Source organism: Pseudomonas nabeulensis (assembly GCF_004682045.1).
GTDB lineage: Bacteria > Pseudomonadota > Gammaproteobacteria > Pseudomonadales > Pseudomonadaceae > Aquipseudomonas > Aquipseudomonas nabeulensis.
The window spans coordinates 25,663-41,589 of record NZ_QUZT01000007.1 but is presented as its reverse complement, the minus strand read 5'-3'; the positions used below and the strand labels follow the sequence as shown (position 1 = coordinate 41,589).

At 60.4% G+C, this 15,927-nt stretch carries 13 protein-coding genes; 7 read left to right on the top strand and 6 right to left on the bottom strand.

Annotated elements, in window-relative coordinates:
- Positions 1-118 precede the first annotated feature (118 nt).
- Together DYL61_RS05890 and hemH are read left to right on the top strand one after the other, a co-directional pair.
- Entirely contained in the window at positions 119-1,018 is a 900-nt protein-coding gene (locus tag DYL61_RS05890; RefSeq protein ID WP_135307582.1) for a TIGR01777 family oxidoreductase, read from the top strand.
- Between the two features lie 14 nt (positions 1,019-1,032).
- A complete protein-coding gene (hemH, locus tag DYL61_RS05885) occupies positions 1,033-2,052 on the top strand; it encodes a ferrochelatase (RefSeq protein ID WP_135307581.1) in 1,020 nt (339 codons plus the stop codon).
- Positions 2,053-2,196: 144 nt separating this feature from the next.
- Here the strand turns inward: hemH and DYL61_RS05880 are convergent, their stop codons facing one another.
- Positions 2,197-4,290: a TonB-dependent siderophore receptor gene (locus tag DYL61_RS05880; protein WP_135307580.1), complete on the bottom strand. Its 2,094-nt coding sequence runs from the start codon at positions 4,288-4,290 to the stop codon at positions 2,197-2,199.
- 111 nt (positions 4,291-4,401) lie between these two features.
- On the bottom strand, positions 4,402-5,556 hold the full coding sequence (algW, locus tag DYL61_RS05875) for a Do family serine endopeptidase AlgW (RefSeq protein ID WP_135307579.1): 1,155 nt from the start codon (positions 5,554-5,556) through the stop codon (positions 4,402-4,404).
- 102 nt (positions 5,557-5,658) lie between these two features.
- On the opposite strand from algW, the gene DYL61_RS05870 reads away from it, so the two are divergent.
- The 3 genes from DYL61_RS05870 (at position 5,659) to cysN (ending at position 9,500) form a co-directional block, all read left to right on the top strand.
- Positions 5,659-6,417, top strand: coding sequence for a Nif3-like dinuclear metal center hexameric protein (locus DYL61_RS05870; protein WP_135307578.1), 759 nt, complete (start codon positions 5,659-5,661; stop codon positions 6,415-6,417).
- A gap of 257 nt (positions 6,418-6,674) precedes the next feature.
- Positions 6,675-7,592 carry a sulfate adenylyltransferase subunit CysD gene (gene cysD / locus DYL61_RS05865; RefSeq protein ID WP_005784641.1) on the top strand — a complete coding sequence of 306 codons (918 nt, stop codon included), beginning with the start codon at positions 6,675-6,677 and terminating at the stop codon, positions 7,590-7,592.
- Positions 7,593-7,601: 9 nt separating this feature from the next.
- Positions 7,602-9,500, top strand: a complete 1,899-nt coding sequence (cysN, locus tag DYL61_RS05860) for a sulfate adenylyltransferase subunit CysN (protein ID WP_135307577.1) — start codon at positions 7,602-7,604, stop codon at positions 9,498-9,500.
- Positions 9,501-9,612: 112 nt separating this feature from the next.
- Here cysN and DYL61_RS05855 read toward each other — a convergent pair whose 3' ends face one another.
- From DYL61_RS05855 to DYL61_RS05845, 3 genes are all read right to left on the bottom strand, one after another.
- Positions 9,613-10,512, bottom strand: coding sequence for an acyltransferase (locus tag DYL61_RS05855; protein WP_135307576.1), 900 nt, complete (start codon positions 10,510-10,512; stop codon positions 9,613-9,615).
- Positions 10,513-12,612 carry a phosphate acetyltransferase gene (gene pta / locus DYL61_RS05850; protein WP_135307575.1) on the bottom strand — a complete coding sequence of 700 codons (2,100 nt, stop codon included), beginning with the start codon at positions 12,610-12,612 and terminating at the stop codon, positions 10,513-10,515. It lies immediately after the preceding gene.
- 79 nt (positions 12,613-12,691) lie between these two features.
- Positions 12,692-12,982, bottom strand: coding sequence for a DUF3565 domain-containing protein (locus DYL61_RS05845; RefSeq protein ID WP_105697451.1), 291 nt, complete (start codon positions 12,980-12,982; stop codon positions 12,692-12,694).
- On the opposite strand from DYL61_RS05845, the gene DYL61_RS05840 reads away from it, so the two are divergent.
- A complete protein-coding gene (locus DYL61_RS05840) occupies positions 12,981-13,466 on the top strand; it encodes an FKBP-type peptidyl-prolyl cis-trans isomerase (RefSeq protein ID WP_135307574.1) in 486 nt (161 codons plus the stop codon). The genes DYL61_RS05845 and DYL61_RS05840 overlap by 2 nt on opposite strands.
- A 297-nt stretch (positions 13,467-13,763) precedes the next feature.
- On the opposite strand, the gene rpsT is transcribed toward DYL61_RS05840, so the two are convergent.
- The gene (gene rpsT / locus DYL61_RS05835; RefSeq protein WP_016976313.1) at positions 13,764-14,042 is read right to left on the bottom strand and encodes a 30S ribosomal protein S20; all 279 of its coding nucleotides are present in this window, start codon (positions 14,040-14,042) and stop codon (positions 13,764-13,766) included.
- Between the two features lie 256 nt (positions 14,043-14,298).
- Between rpsT and murJ the strand changes: the two genes are divergently transcribed.
- A complete protein-coding gene (gene murJ / locus DYL61_RS05830) occupies positions 14,299-15,837 on the top strand; it encodes a murein biosynthesis integral membrane protein MurJ (protein ID WP_135307573.1) in 1,539 nt (512 codons plus the stop codon).
- The last annotated feature ends 90 nt before the right edge of the window (positions 15,838-15,927 follow it).

Below are 15,927 nucleotides of genomic sequence, written 5' to 3'. Positions count from 1 at the left end.
CGGCGTGACCTATGGTTAAGGCAGAGGTCCAAACCAACGTGACGCCGAGTAACAAAATTTGTCCCTGTTTATAAAATAGACCAGTGACGGGCGGCGAACGTTACATGAGGAACGTCCCATGCATATTTTGCTGACCGGCGGTACGGGCTTGATCGGCCGTCAACTGTGCCAACACTGGCTCGCGCAGGGCCATCGCCTGACCGTGTGGACCCGTCACCCGGAACAGGTCGCCAAGGTATGCGGCGCTCAGGTGTCAGGAGTCGACCGCCTACAACAGGTTATCGGCTCGGTGGACGCGGTCATTAACCTGGCGGGCGCCCCCATTGCAGACCGCCCCTGGACCCACAAGCGCAAGGCATTGTTGTGGAGCAGTCGCATCAGCCTCACCGAAACCCTGTTGGCGTGGCTCGACGGTTTGGAGCGTAAACCCGCGGTGTTGATTTCCGGTTCGGCGGTGGGTTGGTACGGCGACGGCGGCGAGCGTGAATTGACCGAAGCCAGCGGCCCGGTGCAGGACGACTTCCCCAGCCAACTGTGCATCGCCTGGGAAGAAACCGCCCAGCGCGCCGAAGCGCTGGGCATCCGCGTGGTGCTGGTGCGTACCGGCCTGGTATTGGCAGCGGAGGGCGGCTTTTTGTCGCGGCTGTTGCTGCCGTTCAAACTGGCGCTAGGCGGGCCTATCGGCAATGGTCGGCAGTGGATGCCGTGGGTGCATATCAAGGATCAAATCGCCCTGATTGATTTTCTTCTGCACCAGCCAAACGCCAGCGGTCCTTATAATGCCTGCGCGCCGCACCCGGTGCGTAATCGCGAGTTTGCCAAGACGTTGGGCCAGGTGCTGCACCGCCCGGCGTTCATGCCGCTGCCGGCCTTTGTGTTGAAGGTGGGGCTGGGTGAGTTGTCCGGCTTGCTATTGGGCGGGCAGAAGGCGCAGCCGGAGCGGTTGCTGGCTGCGGGTTTCACTTTCCAGTTCACTGAGTTGCGTGCGGCTCTGGACGATTTGTCCAGCCGCCTCTAGAGATAGGATGTTGCATGACGGATCACGCGTTGTTACTGGTCAACCTGGGTTCACCGGCGTCCACTTCGGTGGCCGATGTGCGCAGCTACCTCAATCAGTTCCTGATGGACCCTTATGTGATCGACCTGCCATGGCCGGTGCGGCGTTTGCTGGTGTCGCTGATTTTGATCAAGCGTCCCGAGCAGTCGGCCCATGCCTATGCGTCCATCTGGTGGGATGAAGGCTCACCGTTGGTGGTGCTCAGCCGCCGTCTGCAACAGCAAATGATGTCGCAGTGGAAACACGGCCCGGTGGAATTGGCAATGCGCTACGGCGAGCCGTCCATTGAAAGCGTGCTGACCCGTCTCGCCGCCCAGGGTATTCGCAAGGTCACGTTGGCGCCGTTGTATCCGCAGTTTGCCGACAGCACTGTGACCACCGTCGTGGAAGAAGCACGGCGGGTCGTGCGCGACAACAAGCTCGACCTGCAATTTGCCACCCTGCAACCGTTCTACGATCAACCCGAATACCTCGACGCCCTGGTGGCCAGCGCCAAACCGCATTTGCAGCAGGACTACGATCACCTCCTGTTCAGCTTCCATGGCCTGCCGGAACGCCACCTGCAAAAGCTCAACCCTGGGCACACGTTTGACGGTGCGACGGATTGCTGTGTGAACGCATCGCCCGAAGTGCGCGCCACGTGTTATCGCGGCCAGTGTTTCAGCGTGGCGCGTGACTTTGCCGCGCGCATGGGCTTGCCGGAGGACAAGTGGTCGGTGGCGTTCCAATCGCGCCTGGGCCGGGCGAAGTGGATCGAACCCTATACCGAAGCACGCCTGGAAGCGCTCGCTCAGCAAGGTGTGAAGAAGTTGCTGGTGATGTGCCCGGCGTTTGTCGCCGATTGCATCGAGACGCTGGAAGAGATCGGTGATCGCGGGTCGGAGCAATTCCGTGAAGCGGGGGGCGAGGAGTTGGTGCTGGTGCCGTGTTTGAATGATGAGCCGCAGTGGGCGGTGGCGCTCAATACCTTGTGTGAAAAAGCCTCGATTCAGTGAAGATCAAAATGTGGGAGGGGCGGTGCGACGGTTCGACTTGCCCCCGATTGCAGTGGGTCAGCTACAGATAAACTGACTGACACACCGCCATCGGGGGCAAGTCGAACCGTCGCACCGCCCCTCCCACATTTTTTTTGACCGTGTTTACAGGTTTAGGGTCAGGCTGACCGTGAGGTTTCGCGGCTCGCCGGGGTTTATCCAATAACTGCTGTAAGACCGCTCGTAATACTTTTCATCGAACAGGTTGTTCAGGTTCAGCCCGACGGTGACGTTTTCCGTGGCTTTGTAATGCGCCAACAAATCCACGGTATGGTAGGCCGGTAGCTCGAAGCGCGTTCCTGCTTCCCCGGAGCGGTCCCCCACATACGTAAACGCTGCACCTAGATCAGACCCACGCAACGCCCCATCCTGAAACTCATACACCCCCAACAGACTGCCACTGCGCTTGGCCACGCCGAGAATCCGGCTGCCCGCAGGAAGTGTGGTATCGCCCTTGGTGACTTCAGCATCGATGTAGGCAAACGCCCCGATCACCCGTACGGCCTCGTTCACTTGCCCCGTCAGTTGCAGGTCAAAACCCTGGCTGCGTGCCTTGCCCATGGCACGGTTGAGGTTGGTGGCCGGGTCGAGCGTGAGCACGTTTTCTTTCTCGATATGGAATGCAGCGAGGGTGGCGCTGAGGCGGTCGTCGAACAGTTCGGTCTTGATCCCCACTTCATAACCCACGCCTTCTTCCGGTTTGAAGGCTTTGCTGTTGGCGTCGAGGCCGCTGTTGGGCTTGAACGAAGTGGAGGCGTTGGCAAACACGCCGACTTGCGGTGTGAGTTGGTAGAGCAGGCCGGCGCGTTGGGTGAAGGCGTCGTGGGTCTGGTGGCTCTTGGGCGCGCCGGTGTAGTCCTCGATGCTTTGGTCGAAATGCTCGAAGCGTACACCCAGCATGCCGCGCAGGCGGTCGGTGAAGATGATCTGGTCTTGCAGGTTCAGCGCGTGGCTTTTGGTCTGTTCGAAGAAATCAGTGCCGGAGCGCAAGCCGTTGGGTTTGGGTTGGCCGTAGACCGGGTTATAGATATCGATGGCGTAGGGGCTGCCGGCGATGGCGGTCACGCGCTCCTTCTTGCGGTAGTCCTCGTATTCGGTGCCGATCAGCAATTCGTGCTGCCAACTGCCGATGTCGAACAGGCCGCGCAGTTCCAGCTGGGTGATGCTGTCGTGCCAACCCATGGAGCGTTCGCGGTAGCGACGGTTGAGGGTGTGGCCGTCGGCGTTCAGTGCGCGGTTTTCCGAGGCGTCGCCCCACAGGCTGCCTTGTTTGTAGTGGCTGGCCAGGCGCAGTTTCCAGGCATCGTTGAGGTGATGTTCGAGGGTGGCCTGGAGGCGGTTGTTATGGTTGCGGATATCGCCGTCGTTGGGCTCGCCAAGGAAGGTTCTGCGCGAGACGCCGGGGGCATCGACGATGCCACGGTCGAAGGTGGAGCGGTGACGCACGAATTCGCTTTCCACCAGCAGGTGGGTGTCCGGGTCCAGTTGCCAGCTGAACGAAGGCGCGACGAACACGCGCTTGCTCTGCACGTGATCGCGAAAGCTATGGTTGTCTTCCACCGCCAGGTTGACCCGCGACAGTACGTTGCCTTCGCTGTCCAGCGGGGTGTTCACGTCCAGGGCGGTGCGATAGCGGTCCCAACTGCCGGCGCTGGTTTGCACGGTGGTGAAGGCGTCGGGCTGGGGCTTCTTGGTGACGATATTCACCGTGCCGCCGGGATCGCCACGGCCATACAGGCTGGCGGCGGGGCCTTTGAGTACTTCGATGCGCTCGATATTCGCCGCGTCTGGCGTACTCGGGTAGCCACGGTTGGCGCTGAAACCGTCCTGATAGAACTCCGACGTGGTGAAGCCGCGCACGCTGTATTCGTACAGGGTCAGGCCGCCGAAGTTGTTTTGCTTGGACACGCCGCCCGCAAATTCCAGGGCGCGTTCCACGTTGGTGCTGCCCAGATCCTTGAGGACTGTGGCAGGAATCACGCTGATGGACTGTGGGATATCGCGCAGGGCGGTGTCAGTCTTGGTCGCGCTGGCAGAACGAGTGGCGCGGTAGCCCTTGACCGGGCCGGAGGCAGATTCATAGGCGTCGGTGGTGACGCTGATGGTGTCGAGTTCTACGGTGTTTTCTTCGGCGAGGGCGGGGTCCAGCAATAAACCCAAGGCCAGGCCAGCCAGGGGGGCGATTCTTCGAGACGGCATGATAGAGCGTTCCAAGTGCAATATTGAAACAATATAACATGTCTAATGAGAATGGATTGCTTTGAAACATTGCCTTACAGGTGCCCGCGAACGGGCACCCGAACGAAGCGCTTATTCCTCTTCTTTCACCGGCGCCGGTGGTGGGCGCAGGCCAATTTCCGCCGACAGCTTGATCTCTTTGCCGTTACGCATGACCAGGATCGTCACCTTGTCGGTTGGCTTGATCCGCGCCACCTGGTTCATCGACTTGCGACCATCGCCAGCGGGCTCGCCGTCGATGCTCAGGATCACGTCGCCCAGTTGCAGGCCAGCTTTCTGCGCCGGGCCGTCGCGGAAGATCCCGGCCACCACGATGCCTGGGCGTCCGGTCAGGCCAAACGACTCGGCGAGATCCTTGGTCAACGGCTGTACTTCAATCCCCAGCCAGCCGCGAATCACCTGGCCGTGTTCGATGATCGACTTCATCACTTCCATCGCCAGCTTTACCGGGATCGCAAAGCCAATGCCCTGGGAGCCGCCGGACTTGGAGAAAATCGCGGTGTTGATCCCGGTCAGGTTGCCGTTGGCATCCACCAGCGCACCACCGGAGTTGCCGGGGTTGATCGCGGCATCGGTCTGGATGAAATCTTCATAGCTGTTAAGGCCGAGCTGGTTACGCCCGGTGGCGCTGATGATGCCCATGGTCACCGTCTGGCCTACGCCAAACGGGTTGCCGATGGCCAATGCCACATCACCGACGCGCAGCCCTTCGGAACGGCCGATGGTGATCGATGGCAGGCTTTTCAGGTCGATCTTGAGCACCGCGAGGTCGGTTTCCGGGTCGCTGCCGACTACACGGGCGAGGGTTTCGCGACCGTCACGCAGGGCCACCACAATCTGGTCGGCGCCGGTGGTCACGTGGTTGTTGGTGAGGATGTAGCCCTCGGGGCTCATGATCACCCCGGAACCCAGACTGGATTCCATGCGGCGCTGCTTGGGCCCGTTGTCGCCGAAATAGCGGCGGAACTGCGGGTCTTCAAACAGTGGATGCGCCGGTTTGTTGATGACCTTGGTGGTGTACAGGTTGACCACGGCAGGGGCGGCGATGACCACTGCGTCCGCGTAGGTCACCGGGCCTTGCACCACCGCGTTGGTTTGCGGGGCTTGTTGCAGGTTTACATCCAGGCTGGGCAGACCCACCAGCCCGGGGAAACGTTGAATAATCAACATCGCGATCAGCACGCCAGCCAACAATGGCCATCCAAAAAAACGCAGCGCCTTGAGCATCAAGTAAGTCCTGACAGGTTGCAGGGGGCGGGAGAGCGCCCATAATGTCGCGCATTATACGAGGCTGCGAGCGCCTTCGAACGGGATATTTAGGAGTCTTTTATGGCCGTCCCCCTTACTACCCTCGTCGAGGAAGCGGACCGCTACCTCGGCAGCGCAAAAATTGCCGATTACTGCCCCAACGGCCTGCAAGTGGAGGGGCGTCCACAGGTGATGCGCATCGTCAGCGGCGTGACCGCCAGCCAAGCGCTGCTGGACGCCGCCGTCGAGGCCCAGGCCGATTTGATCCTGGTGCACCACGGCTACTTCTGGAAGGGCGAAAACCCCTGCATCACCGGCATGAAGCAGCGTCGCCTGAAAACCCTGCTCAAGCACGACATCAGCCTGCTGGCGTATCACTTGCCGTTGGACCTGCACCCCGATGTCGGCAACAACGTGCAGCTCGCACGCCAATTGGACATCACCGTGGAAGGCCCGCTGGACCCGAGCAACCCGAAGATCGTCGGCCTGGTCGGCTCCCTCGCCGAGCCCTTGTCACCCCGCGACTTCGCCCGTCGTGTGCAGGAAGTCATGGGCCGCGAGCCACTGCTGATCGAAGGCAGCGAAATGATCCGCCGCGTCGGCTGGTGCACCGGCGGTGGCCAGGGCTACATCGACCACGGGATTGCCGCTGGCGTGGACTTGTTCCTGAGTGGCGAAGCGTCCGAGCAAACCTTCCACAGCGCCCGTGAAAACGACATCAGCTTCATCGCCGCCGGTCACCACGCCACCGAGCGCTACGGTGTGCAGGCCTTGGGTGATTACCTTGCGCGGCGTTTTGCCCTTGAGCATCTGTTTATCGATTGCCCAAACCCGATTTAACAAGCTCCGAGTAGCAAATGTGGGAGGGGGCTTGCCCCCGATTACGGTGTGTCATTCAACCCATCAGTGACTGATCCACAGCTATCGGGGGCAAGCCCCCTCCCACACTTGAACGTGTTTCACCCCAAACTCAGGGGTATATTCATATACCGTTTCGATCTAGCCAGCTCCCTGAATAGAAGCAGGTGCTGTGCTAGCATGCCCCGCTCGAACACGGCCCGCTGGCCGTCCATAAGATCGTTTTTCCGTGAGTAACCATGGTCGACAAACTGACGCATCTGAAACAGCTGGAGGCGGAAAGCATCCACATCATCCGCGAGGTCGCCGCCGAGTTCGATAACCCGGTGATGCTCTACTCGATCGGTAAAGACTCCGCCGTGATGCTGCACCTGGCACGCAAGGCCTTCTTCCCGGGCAAACTGCCGTTCCCGGTGATGCACGTCGACACCCGCTGGAAATTCCAGGAAATGTACAAGTTCCGCGACAAGATGGTCGAAGAACTGGGCCTGGACCTGATCACCCACGTCAACCCGGACGGTGTGGCGCAGGGCATCAACCCGTTCACCCACGGCAGCGCCAAGCACACCGACATCATGAAGACCGAAGGCCTCAAGCAGGCCCTCGATAAGCATGGTTTCGACGCCGCGTTCGGCGGTGCCCGTCGCGATGAAGAGAAATCCCGCGCCAAAGAGCGCGTGTACTCGTTCCGCGACAGCAAACACCGCTGGGACCCGAAGAACCAGCGCCCGGAGCTGTGGAACGTCTACAACGGCAACGTCAACAAGGGTGAGTCGATCCGTGTGTTCCCGCTGTCCAACTGGACTGAGCTGGACATCTGGCAGTACATCTACCTCGAAGGCATCCCGATCGTTCCGCTGTACTTCGCCGCCGAACGCGAAGTGATCGAGAAGAACGGCACGTTGATCATGATCGACGACGACCGCATCCTCGAGCACCTGTCCGACGAAGACAAAGCCCGCATCGTCAAAAAGAAAGTACGTTTCCGTACCCTTGGCTGCTACCCGTTGACGGGCGCGGTGGAGTCCGAAGCCGAGACGCTGACGGACATCATTCAGGAAATGCTCCTCACGCGAACTTCCGAGCGCCAGGGCCGTGTCATCGACCACGATGGTGCAGGCTCGATGGAAGATAAAAAACGTCAGGGTTATTTCTAAGGGGTTGTCATGTCGCACGCATCTGATTTGATCAGCGAGGACATCCTCGCCTACCTGGGCCAGCACGAGCGCAAGGAAATGTTGCGCTTCCTGACCTGTGGCAACGTCGACGACGGCAAGAGCACCCTGATCGGGCGCCTGCTGCACGACTCCAAGATGATCTACGAAGATCACCTGGAAGCCATCACCCGCGATTCGAAGAAGTCCGGCACCACCGGCGACGACATCGACCTGGCGTTGCTGGTCGACGGCCTGCAGGCAGAGCGGGAGCAAGGCATCACCATCGATGTCGCCTACCGCTACTTCTCTACCGCCAAGCGCAAATTCATCATCGCCGACACCCCCGGCCATGAGCAGTACACCCGCAACATGGCCACCGGTGCGTCCACCTGTGACCTGGCGATCATCCTGATCGACGCCCGCTACGGCGTGCAGACCCAGACCCGTCGCCACAGCTACATTGCCTCGTTGCTGGGCATCAAGCACATCGTGGTGGCCATCAACAAGATGGACATCAACGGCTTCGACCAAAGCGTATTCGAGTCGATCAAGGCCGATTACCTGAAGTTCGCCGAAGGTATTTCGTTCAAGCCGAGCACCCTGGCCTTCGTGCCAATGTCCGCGCTCAAAGGCGACAACGTGGTGAACAAGAGCGAGCGTTCGCCCTGGTACACCGGCCAGTCGCTGATGGAGATCCTCGAAACCGTCGAGATCGCCAATGACCGCAACTACACCGACCTGCGTTTCCCGGTGCAGTACGTCAACCGTCCGAACCTGAACTTCCGTGGTTTCGCCGGCACCCTGGCCAGTGGCGTCGTGCACAAGGGCGACGAAGTCGTGGTGCTGCCGTCGGGCAAGAGCAGCCGCGTCAAATCCATCGTCACCTTCGAAGGTGAGCTGGAGAACGCCGGCCCTGGCCAGGCCGTGACCCTGACCATGGAAGACGAGATCGACATCTCCCGTGGCGACCTGCTGGTACACGCCGATAACGTGCCGCAAGTGACCGACGCCTTCGACGCTATGCTGGTGTGGATGGCCGAAGAACCGATGCTGCCGGGCAAGAAATACGACATCAAGCGCGCCACCAGCTACGTGCCGGGTTCCATCACCAGCATCGTGCACCGCGTGGACGTGAACACCCTGGCCGAAGGCCCGGCGAGTTCGCTGCAGTTGAACGAGATTGGCCGCGTGAAAGTCAGCCTCGACGCCGCTATCGCGTTGGACGGCTACGACAGCAACCGCACCACCGGTGCGTTTATCGTCATCGACCGTTTGACCAATGGCACCGTGGCCGCTGGCATGATCATCGCGCCACCGGTAACCCACGGCAGCTCGGCGCAGCACGGCAAGTTGGCCCACGTGGCCACCGAAGAACGCGCCCAGCGTTTTGGCCAGCAGCCGGCCACCGTGTTGTTCAGCGGCCTGTCGGGCGCTGGCAAGAGCACCCTGGCCTATGCGGTTGAGCGCAAGCTGTTCGACATGGGCCGTGCGGTGTTCGTGCTGGATGGCCAGAATCTGCGTCACGACCTGAACAAAGGGTTGCCGCAGGACCGTGCCGGTCGCACCGAGAACTGGCGTCGTGCCGCTCACGTGGCGCGCCAATTCAACGAAGCGGGCTTGCTGACCCTGGCGGCGTTCGTTGCGCCGGATGCCGAAGGCCGTGAACAGGCCAAGGCGTTGATCGGCGGCGACCGTCTGCTGACGGTCTACGTGCAAGCCTCGCCGCTGGTATGCGCCGAGCGTGATCCGCAAGGTTTGTACGCGGCCGGTGGGGATAACATCCCTGGCGAATCCTTCCCGTACGACGTGCCGTTGAATGCCGACCTGGTCATCGACACCCAGGCCCTGTCGCTGGAAGAAAGCGTCAAGCAAGTGCTGGAGCTGTTGCGTCAGCGCGGCGCGATCTAAAGCCGGTCGCAATCAAATGTGGGAGGGGGCTTGCCCCCGATGGCAGTGTGTCAGTCAGTACATCTTTTACTGACCCACTGCTATCGGGGGCAAGCCCCCTCCCACATTTTGATCACTTTTTGCCTGGGAACTCAGTGTGCAGCTTTTCCAGTAGCTGATCTTTCTCCTCCCACAGCCGGTTGATCCAACCCTGGAACGCCGTCCGGTACTCCCCATCCTGCTCATAATTCTTGCCAATGAATTCAGCCGGGATTTGCACCTCTTCAAACTGCACCACCACGTCCTGCACATTCCCGCACAGCAAATCCCAATACCCAGGCCGCCCGGCCGGGTAGTGAATGGTCACATTGACCAATGACTTCAACTGCTCCCCCATCGCATCCAGCACGAACGCGATACCGCCGGCCTTAGGCTTGAGCAGATAACGGAACGGCGACTTCTGCTGCGCATGCTTGCCCGGCGTAAACCGCGTACCTTCGGCAAAGTTGAAAATCCCCACCGGGTTGTCGCGAAACTTCGCACAGGTCCGGCGGGTGGTTTCCAGGTCTTTGCCTTTCTTCTCAGGGTGCTTCTCCAGGTACGCCTTGGTGTAGCGCTTCATGAAGGGGAAGCCCAGGGCCCACCACGCCAAACCAATCACCGGCACCCAGATCAGTTCCTGCTTGAGGAAGAACTTGAGCGGGCGAATCCGGCGGTTAAGCACGTACTGCAACACCATGATGTCGACCCAACTCTGGTGGTTGCTGGTCACCAGGTACGAGTGCTGGTAGTCCAACCCTTCGAGGCCGGTGATGTGCCAGCGGGTGCGGCGCACCAGGTTCATCCAGCCCTTGTTGTTGGTGACCCAGGCCTCGTGGGTGTGGTTCATCAGCCATTCGCTGAAACGCTTGGCAAACGGCAGCGCCTTGAACAGCGCCACGATAAACAGGAACGAGCACAACAGGATCGTGTTCAGCGCCAACAATAGCGATGCGATCACGCCGCGCACGGCAGCAGGTAGAAAATCCAGCATTTAGATATCCATCGGTCGGTTGGCGGCTTGGATCGCGGTGAGCGCGATGGTGTACACAATGTCGTCCACCTGGGCGCCGCGTGGCAGGTCGTTCACCGGTTTGCGCAGGCCCTGGAGCATCGGCCCGAGGCTGACGCAATCGGCACTGCGTTGCACGGCCTTGTGAGTGGTGTTGCCGGTGTTGAGGTCGGGGAACACGAACACCGTGGCCCTGCCGGCGACCTGGCTGTTGGGGGCCAGTTGGCGAGCCACGGTTTCGTTGGCGGCGGCGTCGTATTGCAGCGGGCCGTCGATCAGCAGCGAGCTTTGCTGTTCGTGGGCAAGCAGGGTGGCTTCGCGGACTTTCTCCACTTCTTCACCGCTGGCCGAGTCGCCGCTGGAATAGCTGATCATCGCCACGCGCGGCGTAATACCGAACGCGGCCGCCGAGTCGGCGCTTTGCAGGGCAATCTCTGCCAATTCCGCAGCGCTGGGGTGCGGGTTCATCACGCAATCGCCGTACACCAGCACCTGCTCGGGGAACAGCATAAAGAACACCGACGACACCAGGGTGCAGCCCGGCGCGGTCTTGATCAGTTGTAGGGCAGGGCGGATGGTGTTGGCGGTGGAGTGGATAACGCCTGAGACCAGACCGTCCACTTCATCCAGCGCGAGCATCATGGTGGCGATCACCACGGTGTCTTCCAGTTGCTGCTCGGCCATCGGCGCATTGAGGCTCTTGCTCTTGCGCAGGGCCACCATCGGCTCGACATAGCGCTGGCGAATCAGGTCCGGGTCGAGAATCTCCAGGCCCTCGGGCAATTCGATGCCCTGGGCGCGGGCGACGGCTTCGACATCCTCAGGTTTGGCCAGCAATACACAGCGGGCGATGCCGCGGGCCTGGCAGATGGCGGCGGCTTGCACGGTCAGCGGCTCGCTGCCTTCGGGCAACACGATGCGCTTGTTGGCGGCCTGGGCGCGCTGGATCAACTGATAGCGGAACACCGCCGGCGACAGGCGCATCTCCCGTGGCGTGCCGCAGCGTTGGTGCAGCCAGCGCGCATCGAGGTGGCTGGCAACGAAGTCGGTGATGATCTCCGCGCGCTCGCGGTCATCGATGGGGATCTCTTTGTTCAGGCTGTTGAGTTGGTTGGCGGTATCAAACGAGCCGGTGCTCACCGACAGCACCGGCAGCCCGGCCTGGAAGGCGCCACGGCACAGATCCATGATGCGCGGGTCGGGCAGGGTGTCGCTGGTCAGCAGCAGGCCGGCCAAGGGCACGCCATTGATCGCGGCCAGGCTGACGGCGAGGATGATGTCATCGCGGTCGCCGGGGGTGACCACCAGCACGCCGGGCTTGAGCAGCTCCACGGTATTACGCATGGTGCGGGCGCAGATGATGATCTTGGTCATGCGCCGGGTTTCGTAGTCGCCCGCGTTAAGCACCTGCGCGCCCATCAGGTCGGCCACGTCGCGGGTGCGCGGGGCGTTCAGTTCGGGTTGGTAGGGAATGCAGCCGAGCAGGCGGAAATCGCCACTGCGCAACAATGGCGAATGCTCTTTGAGGCGTGCGGAGAAAGCCTCCATGCTTTCGTCGGTGCGCACCTTGTTAAGGATCACGCCGAGGACTTTTGGATCTTTCGGGCCGCCAAATAGCTGGGCCTGCAATTCCACGCGGCCCGAAAGCTCGGTGAGCACTTCGTTTTCCGGCGCCGAGACCAGGATTACTTCTGCGTCCAGGCTCTTGGCCAGGTGCAGATTGACCCGTGCGGCATAGCTGGCGTTGCGGGTCGGCACCATGCCTTCGACGATCAATACGTCCTTGCCCACAGCGGCCTGCTGATACAACGTGATGATTTCTTCCAGCAGCTCATCGAGCTGGCCGTCGCCGAGCATGCGCTCTACGTGGGCCAGGCCCAGGGGCTGTGGCGGCTTGAGGCCGTGGGTGCGTGCCACCAGTTCGGTGGAGCGTTCGGGGCCAGTGTCGCCAGGATGCGGCTGGGCAATGGGTTTGAAGAAACCGACTTTGAGCCCGGCCCGTTCAAGGGTGCGCACCAGCCCAAGGCTGATGGAGGTCAGACCCACACCAAAATCGGTGGGCGCGATAAAAAAAGTCTGCATGCGAATTCTCTGGAGGTGCATGGCTTGGGTGGCGCTCTATGGCTGAGCGTCTACCGCGAATCAGGCGCCAAGGTTATCGTTATTCGAGTGCTTGCGCACACCAGCCGCAGGCAAAGGGCTGGCCTATTTTTTCCAGGCGTTGCGCGGGGTCGAGTACCCAGGCGCGGGACTGCCATGGCGGCTGATGGCGCAGGTGCTGGGTGTGGCCGCAGGACAGCTCGGCGACCCAGTGTTGGTCGTCGTCCTGATGGAAACCGGTGATCGTCGAGTCGCGTGTGTGACCCCGTCTGTCCGGGTTGTGTTCGCTTTCGGGCAAATCCTTGTTTAGACTTGTCCGTTCTTCATTCTTATGCAAAAGGTCTCGCCCCATGACGATCGCCGCTAACAAGGCTGTCTCCATCGACTATACCCTGACCAACGACGCTGGTGAGGTCATCGACAGCTCCGCCGGCGGCGCGCCGCTGGTCTACCTGCAAGGTGCAGGTAACATCATCCCAGGCCTGGAAAAGGCCCTGGAAGGCAAGAGCGTCGGTGATGAGCTGACCGTTGCCGTAGAACCAGAAGATGCCTACGGCGAGTACTCGGCCGAACTGGTCAGCACCCTGAGCCGCAGCATGTTCGAAGGCGTTGACGAGCTGGAAGTGGGCATGCAGTTCCACGCTTCCGCGCCGGACGGCCAAATGCAGATCGTGACCATCCGCGACCTGGACGGCGACGACGTAACCGTCGACGGCAACCACCCACTGGCTGGCCAGCGCCTGAACTTCAAAGTGAAGATCGTGGCCATCCGCGACGCTTCCCAAGAAGAAGTGGCTCACGGCCACGTTCACGGTGAAGGCGGTCACCAGCACTGATTGATGCATTGATCAACTGGTTGCAAAAACGCCCCGACTGGTTCGGGGCGTTTTTTTTGTGCCCCAAAAAAGTATGGGGTCTAAATGTGGGAGGGGGCTTGTGTGGGAGGGGGCTTGCCCCCGATGGCAGTGTGTCAGTCACTGCATTTGTAGCTGACCCACCGCTATCGGGGGCAAGCCCCCTCCCACAAGGAGAGTTGTGGTGATTTCGTGAACAAACAAAAATGCCCCGGACCTTTCGATCCGGGGCATTTCTTAACTGTTTCACAACCTGGGTTGTGTTGCAGTTGTTACCACTTAGGCTGCAGCAGCGACGCTCAGAGCCTTGATGTGGCCATTCAGACGGCTCTTATGACGAGCGGCCTTGTTCTTGTGGATGATGCCTTTATCGGCCATACGGTCGATAACAGGCACAGCCAGAACGTAAGCAGCTTGTGCTTTTTCAGCGTCTTTGGTGTCGATGGCTTTAACTACATTCTTGATGTAGGTACGAACCATGGAACGCAGGCTGGCGTTGTGGCTGCGACGCTTCTCAGCCTGTTTTGCACGTTTTTTGGCGGAAGGTGTGTTGGCCACCGTCGAGCTCCTCGAAAGACTTTTTAGGAAATAGCAAACAAAATAGGCCGCGAATCATGCCGATGACTTGATGTGTTGTCAAGGGCGGCTGATGCGAACTGCTGAGTGGTCGATCTGAAGAGGCGGGTGATTTATTTCCGGCGCTTGACCTGTAAACTCGCGAGCTTTGGCTCTGTGCTGTTTTGCAGGCGCGCAGTATCGCATAAGTAGGCGCGTTGTTCGCCTGCTGTTTATCTAATAGGCGCAAACTCTTTCAATGAACCTCCTCAAATCGTTGGCTGCCGTCAGCTCTATCACGATGATCTCCCGGGTTTTGGGGTTCGTGCGCGACACCCTGTTGGCGCGCATTTTTGGCGCCAGCATGGCCACGGATGCCTTCTTTATTGCCTTTAAATTGCCCAACCTGCTGCGACGGATCTTCGCGGAAGGTGCATTTTCCCAGGCGTTTGTCCCGATCCTGGCCGAATACAAGACCCAGCAGGGCGAGGAGGCGACCCGCACCTTTATTGCCTATGTTTCGGGCCTGCTGACCCTGGTGTTGATGGGGGTGACCATCCTCGGCATGCTCGCCGCCCCCTGGGTGATCTGGGCCACGGCGCCCGGTTTTGCCAATACCCCGGAAAAATTCGCGCTGACCACCGACCTGTTGCGGGTGACCTTTCCTTATATATTGCTGATCTCGCTGTCGTCGCTGGCCGGGGCGATCCTCAATACCTGGAACCGTTTCTCGGTGCCGGCGTTCGTGCCGACCCTGCTTAACGTCAGCATGATCATCTTCGCGCTGTTCCTGACGCCTTATTTCGATCCACCAGTCATGGCTTTGGGCTGGGCCGTGCTGGCCGGTGGCCTGGCGCAACTGCTCTACCAACTGCCGCACCTGAAAAAAATCGGCATGCTCGTACTGCCACGCCTGAACCTCAAGGACACCGGCGTATGGCGCGTGATGCGCAATATGTTGCCGGCGATCCTTGGCGTGTCGGTGAGCCAGATTTCCCTGATCATCAATACGGCATTTGCCTCGCTGCTGGTCTCGGGCTCGGTGTCGTGGATGTACTACGCCGACCGTCTGATGGAGTTGCCGTCCGGCGTGCTGGGCGTGGCGCTGGGCACGATTTTGCTGCCAACGCTGTCGCGCACCTACGCCAGCAAGGACCGCCAGGAATACTCGCGCATCCTCGATTGGGGCCTGCGCCTGTGCTTTGTGCTAGTGTTGCCGTGTTCCCTGGCTTTGGGGATTCTGGCCGAGCCGCTGACGGTATCGCTGTTCCAATACGGCCAATTCAGTGCATTTGACGCCTCCATGACCCAGCGTGCGTTGATTGCGTATTCCGTTGGCCTGCTGGGTATCATCGTGATCAAGGTGCTGGCCCCAGGCTTCTATGCGCAGCAAAACATCCGTACGCCGGTGAAAATCGCAATATTCACGCTGATCGTCACGCAACTGCTCAACCTGGTGTTTATCGGCCCGCTGGCCCATGCCGGCCTGGCGCTGGCGATCAGTGCGGGTGCGTGCATCAACGCCGGCCTGCTGTTTTATCAACTGCGCAAGCAGCAGATGTTCCAGCCGCAGCCGGGCTGGGGGCTGTTTGCCCTCAAGCTGCTGGTGGCAGTGGGTGCGATGTCGGCAGTGTTGCTGGGCCTGATGCACTTTATGCCCGCCTGGGACGAGGGCCATATGCTGGAGCGCTTCATGCGTTTGGGGGTATTGGTCGTGGCTGGCGTGGTGGTGTACTTCGGGATGTTGCTGCTGCAAGGCTTCCGTCTACGGGATTTCAATCGCAAGTCGTTGGGATAGAGACATTCCAGCGATAAAACCGTTGTTTTATCGATTCGACCCATTTGGCCTGTTCTGTTGCCTGTCGTCCGGGGCCGGGTGTGGTTATAA